Genomic DNA, 12,697 nt, shown 5'->3' on the forward strand with positions numbered 1-12,697 from the left:
CCATAGAACCTCCGTTCTGTGTCGCGCATAAAATAGCGGTCCAAGCACGGAGGTCTCTCAACTACGATGTAGAACACGTCCAGTCCTCCACCGTAGGTGGAGGTTTACTTACTTCATAAGAAAGGCGCGGCTTTCGCCGCGCCTTGACATCCCGCTGGGGAGCGACCCGTAGCCGCTACCTCAAATGCATGGTCTGCTGATAGATGATCGTCGAACGGTTGCCGGAGCGGCAATAGCCGAGCATCGGCTTGGGCAGCTCGTCAAGCGCATCAACCATGGCACGGACCGCATCGGCCGTCGGCGGGCCGCTGATCGGAATATGTACGGTCTCGATGCCGAACGCCTTGGCTCGGGCGGTGATTTCCGCAAAGCTCGGCTGACCGGGATCCTCGTTGTCCGGCCGATGACAGGCGATCGACTTGAAACCGAGCGCCTGAAGCTGTTCGAGGTCCTCGATCGCGATCTGCGGCGAAACCGAATACTCGTCGTTGATTTGCCTGACGTCCATGGCGCGACCCTTCTTCTGCAAAATGTGCGACATTACTATTGCGGCGGGAATTGCCCGTCAATCATCGAAAGGCAAAACCCAGCGCATAGTCCCTGGTCTCACCGGGCTGCAGCATATCCATCAAACCAAGGCTTTGCAGTTCGTCACGTCCCTTCCAGGGATGGCTGACGGGCTCGATTCCCAGCACATGCGCGGGCGCTGCCTGATTGCGCCACATCTGAAGGTGCGGCAGTGTCGCGGTTGAAAACCATACATGCAGCGACTTGCCACCAACAGCCCTGATCGGGCCAAGCTTGATGCGAGCGCGGTCGTCTTCATCAGACGCCGCCGGCACGCAGAACACGTGACCGTCGCCCTCACCGAAGATCCAGCCGATCCGCCCGCCCTCGAATGAGCGGCCGTCGAGCCCGGTGTTGCCGTCGAACAGATGCGCGCCGATATTCATGTGATACATCAGCATCGGAGGAAACGCCGTACTGCCCGTATTCTTCACCTGGTCCCTCAGCGTGACCTCGCCGGTGCTGCGATCCACCTCCCAGGTTCGCGACACATCGGCCTGCCCCCCCTGCGCAAGCGGAACCGTGACCCTTGCCTGAATCTCCAGGAGGTCGCCCGAGCTGCGCTCGACGATGTCTGCCGGTTTCGTGCCTGCCATCGACCCATGCAACGGATACTTGCCTACCGACGTTCCCCCCAGCGGTTCGGGATGGCGGATGTGATCTGGACCGCAGGTGAACAGGAAACCGCCCACCGCATGCAGGATTCGCGGGTCGCCGTCGTCTGGCACCGCCTTGCCGGGCGCGATTTCGACACCGTCCACTTTCAGGGATCCGATATCCAGCGCCGAGCCCTTATCCAGCTCGAAAACCAACCCTTGATAGTTATCCACAACCATATTCATTTTTTTCACTTCTCCCCGTGTGCCGAACTGAAACAGGTTTTTGCACCCGATGCTGCAAATCGGCCATAGGGAGGGAACAAAAAAGATTTTTTCACCCTTTATTCATCATCAGTTTAGAAATTCCACAATAGAGTCAAAATTCGAGTGTTTGGCTCACACGCTTCCTCAGGGTTCAAGAAGTTTGAAAATGCGTCCGGAACTAAAGAAATCCATCCTCGTGCTTCCACTCCTCGCCATATTGGCTGGAGGGTCGGTGACTCACGCGCAGGATTGGTCTTCCGACGATCCCCGTGGCACGGTACTGGTGACGCCGGAAGGCGATCTTCTCGGCTATGTTCCTGACGCAGGCGACGTGACCGTGCGCTACAACAAGCGTGGCCGCAAGGTGCTGATCGACCATTACGGCAACATCGTTGCGACCGAAATGCCGGCCACCCGCTATCTTTCCCGCCGCGAAAACCGCCGCGAACGACTGCCGGGCGTCGAATCCTACGAGAACGATGGCGGACGCTACGCCAACAATCAGGACGACGGTTTCGGCAATCCTGAATACTTCCCCCAGCGGCCACGCAGCGATGATGAATCAGGCGACGTGACCGGTTCAGTCCCGGGTTCGGACGATGGCCAGCAAGGTGTCTTCGAAGACCAGGCTCTGCCATCCGACGGTATCCAGAGCGACAACATGAACGGCGAGCAGGACCTGGCGGCGCTCGAGCCGCTGCAGCCGGTTATCGAAGTAAAACCCGACGTTCCGACTATTCCCCTGACTGGCAAGAAGTCGAAGTTCGAGATTACTGCGCTACAGGTGTTTCTGGATCGCGAAGGCGCGTCGCCCGGTGTGATCGACGGCAAGATGGGCTCGAACGTCACCAAGGCGCTGGTTGCGTACGAAAAAATCAGCGGCGAAACACTCGATCCGAACAATACCGAGGATATCCTGACGCGCCTGGGCTTCAGTGGCGGACTGCCGGTCACCAGCTATACGATTACGTCGGCCGATGCTGCCGGCCCTTATGTCGCCTCCATACCCGAGGACTACTCGCAGAAGGCTGCACTGCCGTCGATGGCCTATACCAGCGTGACCGAGGCATTGGCCGAACGTTTTCACATGGACGAAAACTATCTGAAGGAACTCAACCCGGGCGTCGACTTCACCATGCCGGGGTCAACAATCAAGGTGATCAATCCCGGTGCTGTCAAGAAGGCCGGAGTTTCCCGCATAGTCGCAGACAAGGCGCGCAAGCAGCTGTTTGCCTATGACGAGGCCGGCGGGCTGATTGCCTCCTACCCGGCATCGATCGGTTCGAGCGACACCCCTTCTCCATCAGGGGTGCATATCGTGGAGCGCATCGCGCTCGATCCGAACTACACCTACAATCCGAAGATCAATTTCCAGCAGGGTCAGAACACCAAGGTACTGACCATTCCGCCGGGCCCCAATGGACCTGTCGGCACTGTCTGGATCGCGCTCGACAAACCGACCTACGGGATTCACGGCACCCCCGATCCTTCGCGCATCGGCCGCTCCCAGAGCCATGGTTGTATCCGGCTGACGAACTGGGACGCAACCGAACTCGCCAAGATGGTCAAGCCGGGCGTGGCGGTCGAATTCATCGACTAATCTGTTTTCAGACGGCAATCTGCACGTTTTCGTCGCGGTAGCGACTTAAGCGAACATTAACCATAAATTGCTAAATTAGTCCCGAATTGGCACATGTGCCGTATCAGGACAATTGACTTAAATCTGGCGTTTGTTAATCTTTATAAAAGGTTAACGCGTTCTGTTCAACATAGTTGAATCCCCCCGCTATACCGTCCCATACGTGAATAGTCAGCCACTCATAAATAATGCTGCGTGTATAGCTGAAGGAAATTCCATGTTCGAAAACATTCCCGGCGAATTAAGAACCAGTCTCCCTGCAGTAGAAAAACACAACCACCCCGTCAATCTTCTTTCTCGTTGGGATGAATCCGGCGACTGGTGGGAGCAGCGGGTCCAATTCAAGATAGATCCCTACCAGAAGTATTCGACCGGCCGGGTAGGCAGTTTCATCGAAGGCGCCCATCGCGACGGAACTCCGTTCAGCGGCAACAATTTCGCCAGTCAGGACTATCTTTCTCTCTCTTCTCATCCCAAGCTGATCGAAGCGGCAAAGGCGGCGATCGACACATACGGTCTGCACAGCGCCGGATCCGCTGCCCTCATGGGCAACACCGCGCTCTCCGTCGCTTTGGAACGCCGTCTGGAAACTTTCCTCGGTTACGATGATGTTGTGGTGTTCCCCATTGGATGGGCGGCGGGCTATGGCGCGGTCAAGACGCTGGTGAAGCCCACCGACCATGTCGTGATCGATATTCTCGCCCACGCCTGCCTGCAGGAAGCAGCACGCGACGCCACTGACAATGTGCATATGCACTCCCATCTCAACCTTCGCGCCGTGGAAAGCCGCCTCGCCCGCATCCGCCGCGAAGACGAGACCTGCGGCATCCTTGTGGTGACCGAAACGCTGTTCTCGATGGACAGCGACCTGCCCAATATCCCCGAACTTCAGGAAATCTGCCGTCGTTTCAATGCCACCCTGCTCGTCGATTGCGCCCACGATCTCGGTGCACTTGGGGAAACCGGGCGTGGAAAACTTGAGGACTTCGGTATCGTCGGCGGTGTGGACATACTCGTCGGCGCATTCTCCAAAAGCTTTGCCTCGATGGGCGGCTTCGTTGCTTCAAACAGCAAGGGTCTTCGTTTCGGCCTGCGCGGGCAATGCGGTCCTTCGACATTCACCAATGCCATGTCGCCGATCCAGGCTGCGACCATTCTTGCTGCGCTCGACATAATCGAGAGCGAAGAAGGTGCCGAGCGTCGACGTCGGCTGATGGCAAACAGCATCCGCCTGCGCGAAGGGCTGGAGGCGGAAGGCTTTGAGGTTCTGGGCAAACCCAGCGCAGTCGTTCCGATGCTGATCGGCGACATACTTCTTGCACGATTGATGACCCGGTACGCCGTCGACTTCGGCGGCATCGTCAACCTGGTCGAACATCCTGCCGTCGCCCGCAATGCCTGCCGCTGGCGCTTGCAGGTCATGGCCGACCACACCGACGAACAGATCGATGCCATGATCGAAGTCGCTGGCAAGGCGCGCGAAATGGCTGAAATGCACTGCGAGTGGCTGTCTGCCAACGACAACAGCGAGGGCAATGTCGAAGTGGTTCCGGCTGTTGCCGAGATCCGTGCTGCCGCCGCCGAATAAATCCATAACAACACAGCAATCCAGCACATGGAAATGGCCACGCGGCTGTTTCCGTGGTGTATTTGCCGTGCTAAGCCTCATGCCCGATCGAACCTGACAGCGCGTGCATCATGGGCCATACCGACAACCAAAAGAACCTCTGGACTTTCTCTGCTCCTCCCGCGCCAGCAACCGGCCCGGTCTCGCAAAATCTCAACACCACAGTCGCAATTGTCGGCGGCGGCTTTACCGGTCTTTCGGCAGCGTTGCACCTAGCGCAGACGGGCGTCGACTGTGTGGTGCTGGAGGCCATCCAGATCGGTCACGGCGGCTCCGGTCGCAATGTCGGTCTCGTCAATGCAGGAATGTGGCTGCCGCCGGACGACGTCGTCGCGGCCCTCGGCCAAGAGACCGGCAACAGGCTGCTTGACGAACTCGGCGCCGGGCCCGGTTTGGTCTTCGATTTGATCGAAAAGCATGGCATCGACTGCGAAGCGGTACGTAACGGAACTTTGCATCTCGCGGTCGGCGAAGCTGGCGTTAAGGACATTGCCGGCCGTGCCCGCCAATGGCAGCAACGCGGCGCTCCCGTAGAGGCACTGCCAGCCAGCGAGGCGGCACGATTGACGGGTGCCCAGGGCTTTCACGGCGCGTTGCTCGATCGACGGGCCGGAACCGTACAACCGCTCGGTTATGCACGGGGGCTTGCCGCAGCCGCCATGAAGGCGGGCGCGAAGATCTACACCGGCTCACCGGTTACCTCGGCCAGGCAGCAGAATGGCACAATTGTCCTGACGACGGCAGGCGGCACGATTACCGCCGAAAAGCTCATCGTCGCCAGCAATGTCTATAGTTCCGTCGTACCCGGCATGAACTGGAGCGACCATAGCCAGGAACTGGCGATCCTCAACTATTTCCAGTTCGCGACCAATCCCCTCCCCGCCAATGTCATCAGCAGGATCCTGCCCGAGGAACACGGCACCTGGGATACGGGCTTGGTGATGACGTCTTTCCGGCGGGACAAAGCCGGACGCCTGATCTTCGGATCGATCGGTGCGCTCGACGGGGTCTCCACAGCCACGCATCGGGCATTTGCACGACGCTCGGTCAAGGCGCTTTTTCCCTTTATAGGCGACTTCGATCTCGAATATTGGTGGGACGGCAAGATCGGCATGACCACCAACAGCCTGCCGGTCTTTCATCAGCCGGCTGAAAACATCTGGTCGATCACTGGCTACAACGGCCGCGGCATTGCACCGGGCACGGTCTTCGGCAGAGCGCTGGCCCATGTCGTTCAGGGAGAACGCACGGCCATGGCGCTAACGACGTCGCCCGTGACGCCCGACCCGATGCGCGGCATGAAAACGCTCTTCTACAAGAGCGGCGCGCTGGCCAAGCATTTTATCGACCGCCGATTCGGGTAGCTGGCCCAGTATTACAAACGCGCGTGACTACGCCAAACGCCAGGTCTTCAACGTAGCGTTGGTTCAGTCGCCAAATCTGAAGCCACAAAAAAATGCGGGGCCTGTCGGCCCCGCATTCATTATTTCAGTTGGATCAAATGCATTCGTGGAAGAGCTTCTTGGCAGCTTCCAGGGTCAATTCGACCGGATTTCCACCTGCGGTCGGGTCGACGATCGCCATGGCGGCCATTTCGTCGATGCGGGACGTGTCGACGCCCAGAGCCGACAGCTTGTCCGGAACGCTGAGTTCCTCGCGCAGTTGCAGCACATAGTCGTAGAAGCCATTGAACCCGCCCGAAATGCCGAGATAGGCGGCGGCGGCCGTGATCTTGTCCTCGATTGCCGGGCGGTTAAAGCGCAGCACGGGCGGCATCACAACGGCGTTGGTCATGCCATGGTGAGTGTTGTAGATGGCGCCGACCGGATGCGACAGCGAATGGATGGCGCCAAGCCCCTTCTGGAAGGCGACTGCGCCCATGGCTGCAGCCGACATCATATGTGTGCGCGCCTCGATATCGGCACCATGCTTGTAAGCGGCAAGCAGATTTTCCTTCACCAGCCGCAGGCCTTCCAGCGCAATGCCCTGGCTCATCGGGTGATAGAAGGGCGAGCAATAGGCTTCCAGGCAATGCGCGAATGCGTCCATGCCGGTACCCGCCGTAATGACCTTCGGCATGCCGACAGTCAGTTCAGGGTCGCAGATCGTCACGCCCGGAAGGAACTTCGGGTGGAAGATGACCTTCTTGGTATGGGTTTCGGAATTGGTGATCACCGAGGCGCGGCCGACTTCCGAGCCGGTGCCGGCGGTTGTCGGCACGGCGACGATCGGGGCAATGCCCGCCGTGCTGGCGCGCGTCCACCAGTCGCCGACATCCTCGAAATCCCAAACCGGACGGGTCTGGCCGGCCATGAAGGCCACGCATTTGCCGAGATCGAGGCCCGAGCCGCCGCCGAAAGCGACGACGCCGTCGTGGCCGCCGTCCTTGAACGCCTTGACGCCAGCGGCAAGGTTCTTGTCGTTCGGGTTCGGATCGACATCAGCGAAGATCGCACGGCCAAGACCGCCGGCTTCCAGAATGTCCCGTGCATTCTGGGTGATCGGCATTGGCGCAAGGCCGCGGTCGGTGATCAGCAGCGGGTTCTTCATGCCGAGCGACTTGCAGTGATCGGCGAGTTCCTTGATCCGCCCTGCCCCCATCTTGATGGCGGTGGGGTAGCTCCAGTTTGCGGTGATGGACATTAGACTGACTTTCTCAGGTGATAGGATTTCGGACGGGTAAGATTGTGAAAGCCGAGAACCGACAGCGAGCCGCCACGGCCGGTTTCCTTGACGCCGGTCCAGCAAAGCGCCGGGTCGAGATAATCGGCGCGGTTCATGAACACCGTGCCGCTTTCGAGCTCGTCGCCAATACGCGCCGCCCGCTTGACGTCCTTCGTCCACAGCGATGCGGTCAGGCCGTATTTGCAATCGTTCATCAGCGCGAGCGCTTCGGCGTCGTTCTTGACCTTCATGATGCCGACAGCCGGACCGAAGGTTTCCTCGTTCATGAACGACATGGAATGATCGACATCCACCAGCACCTGCGGCGCAATGTAGGCGCCGCCATCGTCCTGCGGGAACAGCTTGGGATCGACCAGCGCCTTGGCACCCTTGGCGACAGCTTCGGCGATCTGGGCGCGCACGGTGGCGGCAAAGCGCCGGTGTGCCATCGGGCCGAGCGTGGTGGACGCATCGAGCGGATTGCCGAGCTTGTAGTTGGAGACCCAGGCCACCGACTTCTCGACAAAGGCATCGTAGAGGTTCTCATTGACATAGATGCGCTCGATACCGCAGCAGCACTGGCCGGAATTGTAGGTCGCGCCATCCATCAGCGTATCGACGGCAGCATCAAGATCGGCATCTTCCATCACATAGCCGGGATCCTTGCCGCCGAGTTCGAGGCCAACGCCGGTAAATGTGCCGGCAGCGGCACGCTCAATCGTGCGTCCGCCTTCGACGGAACCGGTGAAGTTGATGAAGTTGAACTGGCCGTCGGCGATCAGCGCCGAGGTCGTGGCATGATCGAGGAAGACATTGATGAAAACGTCTTCGGGAACGCCTGCCTCAACGAAAGCCCGCACCATCCGCTCGCCGACCAACAGGGTCTGGCTGGCATGCTTGATGACCACGACGTTACCCGCCATCAGCGCCGGTGCTACCGTGTTGATCGCGGTCATGTAGGGGTAGTTCCACGGTGCGATGACGAAGACGACGCCGTGCGGCTCACGGGTGATATAGCGCTCGAACTTGTCGCTTTTTTCCACATTCAATGGCGCCAACGCATCGTGAGCAATGGAGGCCACGTAGTTGGAGCGTTCATTGAAACCCTTGAATTCACCGCCGTATTTGATTGGACGACCCATCTGCCATGCCAGTTCGGTGACGACTTCGTCGGCCATTTCATTGAGGCGCGCCACGCCCTTCAGCACGAGCGAAACGCGCTCCTCGAGCGGACGTTTCGCCCAGGACTTCTGCGCCTTGCGCGCCCGCGCAATCGCCGCCTTGGCGTCTTCAAAACTCATGGCCGGACGTTCGGCATAAACCGAGCCGTCGACCGGCGAAATGCATTGGATCATCGTCATTTTCTACTGCTCCAGTTCAACAGGCCAGTGCCTTCACGTGGCCCGCCGCGCCATAGGCGAGCATCGCCCGGTCGCGGGTAATTACAGTCAAATCATGTTCTCGCGCCGTTGCGATCAGGATCCGGTCTGCCGGATCGCCATGCAGCGGCTCGGGCAGAAAGGACGACGCGACCAGAATTGCCGGTGACGCCTCTACTACGATTGCCCTCATTTTTCCTACGACATCTTCAAACCACACAAGGGGCAATTTTGTGATGTTCATGCGCCCCTTGCTTACCAGTTTGGCGATCTCCCAAGCAGAGAAGGCGGAAACGAACACGCCCTCCGTATAGGCTGGCAATTCGCGAAGGGCACTACCCGCATCCACCGAAATAGGTTCGTCATGAGCAAGATAGATGAGTGCGCAGGTATCAAGCAGGTACCGCTCAGTCGTCATCGTATAACTTAGCCCATTCTGGATCCGCAGGCTCTGTCAGATCTACGCCGCTTGGAATGGTAACAGTCCCTTTCATACATCCGCGGATACGATCATAGAAATTGCCTGCTGTCGCGTTTCCCAAATCGACATCACTCTTTCCAGTTGAAGCGACCGAGGTTGTAGTACTACCGGCACTGAACGGCTCCCGTCCGCGCTCTCCAAACCCTGACACGACATCCCCACGCCGCCGGGCGGCAACTTCGCTTAGAGGCACGCCGAAATACTTCGCGATGCCGTCTTGTTCTTCCGCGCTTATTTTCCGCTCTCCCCGCAACATCCGAGAAACGGCGCTAGGGTCGAGCCCCAGCGCCTTTGCCATGTCGCGCAGCGACCGGCCTTCCCTCTCCAGTTGACGATAAAACCAATCGCTGTCGATCATGAGAACTCTCCCGTTCGATGCGATTTTATCATCGGATTGCGATTTCAACAATAATCCGTGCGATTTACGCCCGCTCGAACCCCCTGGCAACTTCCCAGTCCGTGATCCGGCGGTCGTATTCTTCCTGCTCCCACTGGGCAGCGCGGGTGTAGTGGTCGACGACATCGTCACCGAATGCCTCGCGCAGCAACTTCGACTTGGTCAGCATGTCAGTTGCATCACGAAGCGTCTTGGGAATTTCACGCACCTCCTTGGCGCCATAGGCATCGCCCTCGAACGGTGCTTCGAGTTTCATCTTCTTCTCGATGCCATCGATTCCGGCCGCCAGCAGTGCAGCAAAGGCAAGATACGGATTGAGGTCGGACCCACCGACACGGCATTCGATACGGATGCCCTTCGTGTCCTCGCCGCAGAGCCGGTAGCCGGCAGTGCGGTTATCCTTGGACCAGATCGCCTTGGTCGGGGCGAAAGTGCCGGCAACGAAACGCTTGTAGGAATTGATGTAGGGGGCCAGGAAATAGGTGATGTCGCCGGCATGTGCCAGCAGGCCCGCAACATAGTTCTCCATCAGCGCCGACATGCCGTATCGACCCTTCGGATCGAAGAACAACGGCTTGCCGTCGAGCGACCACAGCGACTGGTGGACATGCGAGGAACTGCCAGCGGCGGAATAGTTCCACTTGGCGAGGAAGGTGATCGCCTTGCCGCGCGACCAGGCAATTTCCTTGCAGCCGTTCTTGATGATCGCATGGCGGTCGGCCATCTCGACCGCCTCGGCGTAACGGACGTTGATTTCCTCCTGGCCGGCGGATGCCTCGCCCTTGGAATTTTCGACCGGGATGCCCGCGCCGTGCAGACCGTTGCGGATCGCCCGCATCACATCCTCTTCCTTGGTGGTCTGGAAGATGTGGTAATCCTGATTGTAGCCCGAGACCAGTTGCAGGTCGCGATAGCCATTTTCGCGGGCGCTGTCGTAGGTCTGGTCAAACAGGAAGAATTCAAGTTCGGAAGCCATGAAGGCCTTCATGCCCATCGCTTCGAGCCGCTTGACCTGCTTCTTCAAAATCGCGCGCGGCGAATGGGGCACTTCCTCGTGGGTATGATGGTCGAGCAAGTCGCATATCACCATCGCGGTGCCTTCGAGCCACGGAACCCTGCGCAGCGTTGAAAGGTCGGGCCTCATCGTATAGTCGCCGTAGCCCTTTTCCCAGCTGGTCGACTTGTAGCCAGAGACGGTTTCCATCTCCATGTCGGTGGCGAGAAGATAGTTGCAGCTATGGGTTTCCTCATAAGCGCTTTCGACGAAATACTGGGCATGGAAGCGCTTGCCCATCAGCCGTCCCTGCATATCGACCTGCACGGCGAGCACTGTGTCAATCAGCCCTTGCGAAACTTCCTGCTTCAAATCGTCAAAACTATACGGTGCACTCATAGAAAATCCCGCTCTTCATCTTGCTTCGGGCTTGTGCTGCCCGTGTGGTGTTGGATCGAGTGGATTTCCCGGCCTGAGAACCGGGAAATCCGTTGCTCATGGAAGGATCAGACTTCGCCCACGGCCTTTTCGGCAGCGGCAATCTTGGCCTGACGGCGTGCAACTTCGTCGCCGATCGGTGGGCCCTTGAAGCGCCGCTGTTCGAAGACGAACCAGATGATGGCGGTCAGCACCAGGAAGCCGAGGGTGATCCAGGCGGCCCAATCGTTCGGCGGCTGGATGCCGATGACGAAGATCAGGATCATTGCCAGGATGGAAAGCACCGCGAAGAGCTTGAAAACGCCTTCGCCGAGATTCCACGGACCCATCTTGTCCCACTTCGACGTACCCCATGCGAAGAGGCCGAGGGTGATCGGGATCACGAACGAGAAGAACAGGAAGATGACCGTGCAGGAGACGACGATCGTGTAGACCGGCGTCTCGCCGATCGAGACGAGCGACGAACCCCAGACGAAAAGCACCGCCAGGATCGAGCCCACCCAGATCGCCGCCACCGGCGTACGATAGGTCGGGCTGACCTTTGCCAGCGCCTTTGATGCCGGCAGGCCGCCGTCACGCGAAAACGCGAAGATCATGCGCGACACCGAAGTGACAGTCGCCAGACCGCAAAGCCACTGGCTGACGAAGATCGCAAGATAGAGGATATCGCGGACAATCGGGTTGACCTGTTCGCTCATCGCCCAGAAGAACACGTTCCAGCCCTGCTTGGCCGCATCGTCCATATTGGGAATCAAAAGCACGAACGAGCACAGCATGATGTAGCCGAACAGTGCCGACCAGAGAACCGAACTGACAATGCCGCGCGGCACGGAATGGGCAGCCTTGACGGTTTCCTCAGACGTGTGCGCCGAAGCGTCGTAGCCGGTGATCGTGTAGATCGGCAACAGCAGACCGAGGAGGAACACCCAGGTCATCGAATTTTCGGGCCAGACATTGCCGCCGGCCTCACCGGAGTAATTGGTGAAGGTGAACAGCCGTCCGAAATCGTAGCTGTCAGCTGCAATCAGGCAGACGACGGCAAGCGCCACCGATGTTGCGAAAATCAGATAGCCCGAGAAGTCGGTGAGTTTTGCCGTCAGTCCGATTCCCATGTGGTTCACGATCGCCTGAAGACCGGTGATGATCACCAGGAAGACGATGCGGACCAGCGTGGTATCGGCAAGGCCGAGATACGGCGTACCGAAGGTGCCCATGAAGAAATAGTAGGTGCCGACATTGATGGCGCCGAGCACCGTGACAAGGCCGAGCAGGTTGAACCAGGCCGTCAGCCAGCCGGTGAAGCGGTTACCGAGGATAGAGCCCCAGTGATAGAGGCCGCCGGCAGTCGGATAAGCCGAGCTGATCTGCGCCATCGCGACAGCAAACACCAGCGAAACCAGGCAGCCGAGCGGCCAGCCGATACCAATCGCAGCGCCCCCGACACCAGATGTCGCCTGCGCCAGCGAATTGATCCCCCCGGAAAGAATGCAAATGATCGAGAAGGAAATCGCGAAGTTCGAAAACCCGCTCATTCGCCGCTCGAGTTCCTGGGCATAGCCCATGGAGTGCAGGATCTGCGTATCCTGCTTCTTATCTGTATCAGAATAATCTGACATCGTATAAACCCCTGTTCCCCTGCCGGCCGCAC

At 58.9% G+C, this 12,697-nt stretch carries 11 protein-coding genes; 3 read left to right on the forward strand and 8 right to left on the reverse strand.

The genetic code is table 11. The annotated features are described in order from the left end of the window. Positions 1-175: 175 nt before the first annotated feature. On the reverse strand, positions 176-508 hold the full coding sequence (locus JJB09_RS25135; protein WP_201663901.1) for a protein tyrosine phosphatase family protein: 333 nt from the start codon (positions 506-508) through the stop codon (positions 176-178). Between the two features lie 61 nt (positions 509-569). Then, on the reverse strand, positions 570-1,403 hold the full coding sequence (locus tag JJB09_RS25140; protein WP_201663902.1) for a DUF4432 family protein: 834 nt from the start codon (positions 1,401-1,403) through the stop codon (positions 570-572). A gap of 193 nt (positions 1,404-1,596) precedes the next feature. Here JJB09_RS25140 and JJB09_RS25145 point away from each other — a divergent pair, with 193 nt between their 5' ends. The 3 genes from JJB09_RS25145 to JJB09_RS25155 all read left to right on the forward strand — a co-directional run bounded on the left by JJB09_RS25145 (position 1,597) and on the right by JJB09_RS25155 (position 6,060). Then, positions 1,597-3,030 carry a L,D-transpeptidase gene (locus JJB09_RS25145; RefSeq protein WP_201663853.1) on the forward strand — a complete coding sequence of 478 codons (1,434 nt, stop codon included), beginning with the start codon at positions 1,597-1,599 and terminating at the stop codon, positions 3,028-3,030. A gap of 256 nt (positions 3,031-3,286) precedes the next feature. Continuing rightward, the gene (locus tag JJB09_RS25150; protein WP_201663854.1) at positions 3,287-4,657 is read left to right on the forward strand and encodes an aminotransferase class I/II-fold pyridoxal phosphate-dependent enzyme; all 1,371 of its coding nucleotides are present in this window, start codon (positions 3,287-3,289) and stop codon (positions 4,655-4,657) included. A gap of 110 nt (positions 4,658-4,767) precedes the next feature. Next, on the forward strand, positions 4,768-6,060 hold the full coding sequence (locus tag JJB09_RS25155; RefSeq protein ID WP_201663855.1) for an NAD(P)/FAD-dependent oxidoreductase: 1,293 nt from the start codon (positions 4,768-4,770) through the stop codon (positions 6,058-6,060). A 133-nt stretch (positions 6,061-6,193) separates the two neighbouring features. Here JJB09_RS25155 and JJB09_RS25160 read toward each other — a convergent pair whose 3' ends face one another. The 6 genes from JJB09_RS25160 to JJB09_RS25185 form a co-directional block, all read right to left on the reverse strand. Then, entirely contained in the window at positions 6,194-7,339 is a 1,146-nt protein-coding gene (locus tag JJB09_RS25160) for an iron-containing alcohol dehydrogenase (RefSeq protein WP_201663856.1), read from the reverse strand. After that, complete coding sequence (locus JJB09_RS25165) at positions 7,339-8,721, reverse strand: aldehyde dehydrogenase family protein (RefSeq protein WP_201663857.1); 1,383 nt, start codon at positions 8,719-8,721, stop codon at positions 7,339-7,341. Before JJB09_RS25165 ends, JJB09_RS25160 begins: the two co-directional genes overlap by 1 nt. 16 nt (positions 8,722-8,737) lie before the next feature. After that, complete coding sequence (locus JJB09_RS25170) at positions 8,738-9,157, reverse strand: type II toxin-antitoxin system VapC family toxin (RefSeq protein WP_201663858.1); 420 nt, start codon at positions 9,155-9,157, stop codon at positions 8,738-8,740. Next, positions 9,147-9,578, reverse strand: a complete 432-nt coding sequence (locus tag JJB09_RS25175; RefSeq protein WP_201663859.1) for a helix-turn-helix domain-containing protein — start codon at positions 9,576-9,578, stop codon at positions 9,147-9,149. The genes JJB09_RS25170 and JJB09_RS25175 overlap by 11 nt, the downstream gene beginning before the upstream one ends. A gap of 64 nt (positions 9,579-9,642) precedes the next feature. Then, positions 9,643-11,010: a glutamine synthetase family protein gene (locus JJB09_RS25180; RefSeq protein ID WP_201663860.1), complete on the reverse strand. Its 1,368-nt coding sequence runs from the start codon at positions 11,008-11,010 to the stop codon at positions 9,643-9,645. Between the two features lie 107 nt (positions 11,011-11,117). Further along, positions 11,118-12,665, reverse strand: coding sequence for an amino acid permease (locus JJB09_RS25185; RefSeq protein WP_201663861.1), 1,548 nt, complete (start codon positions 12,663-12,665; stop codon positions 11,118-11,120). Positions 12,666-12,697 lie beyond the last annotated feature (32 nt).

Source organism: Phytoamicus setariae (assembly GCF_016722925.1).
Classification (GTDB): Bacteria; Pseudomonadota; Alphaproteobacteria; order Rhizobiales; family Rhizobiaceae; genus Rhizobium_E; species Rhizobium_E setariae.

Coding starts and splice junctions, on each gene's coding strand:
- JJB09_RS25135 (WP_201663901.1), bottom strand. CDS start 508: ATGGACGTCAGGCAAATCAACGACGAGTATTCGGTTTCGCCGCAGATC.
- JJB09_RS25140 (WP_201663902.1), bottom strand. CDS start 1,403: ATGGTTGTGGATAACTATCAAGGGTTGGTTTTCGAGCTGGATAAGGGC.
- JJB09_RS25145 (WP_201663853.1), top strand. CDS start 1,597: ATGCGTCCGGAACTAAAGAAATCCATCCTCGTGCTTCCACTCCTCGCC.
- JJB09_RS25150 (WP_201663854.1), top strand. CDS start 3,287: ATGTTCGAAAACATTCCCGGCGAATTAAGAACCAGTCTCCCTGCAGTA.
- JJB09_RS25155 (WP_201663855.1), top strand. CDS start 4,768: ATGGGCCATACCGACAACCAAAAGAACCTCTGGACTTTCTCTGCTCCT.
- JJB09_RS25160 (WP_201663856.1), bottom strand. CDS start 7,339: ATGTCCATCACCGCAAACTGGAGCTACCCCACCGCCATCAAGATGGGG.
- JJB09_RS25165 (WP_201663857.1), bottom strand. CDS start 8,721: ATGACGATGATCCAATGCATTTCGCCGGTCGACGGCTCGGTTTATGCC.
- JJB09_RS25170 (WP_201663858.1), bottom strand. CDS start 9,157: ATGACGACTGAGCGGTACCTGCTTGATACCTGCGCACTCATCTATCTT.
- JJB09_RS25175 (WP_201663859.1), bottom strand. CDS start 9,578: ATGATCGACAGCGATTGGTTTTATCGTCAACTGGAGAGGGAAGGCCGG.
- JJB09_RS25180 (WP_201663860.1), bottom strand. CDS start 11,010: ATGAGTGCACCGTATAGTTTTGACGATTTGAAGCAGGAAGTTTCGCAA.
- JJB09_RS25185 (WP_201663861.1), bottom strand. CDS start 12,665: ATGTCAGATTATTCTGATACAGATAAGAAGCAGGATACGCAGATCCTG.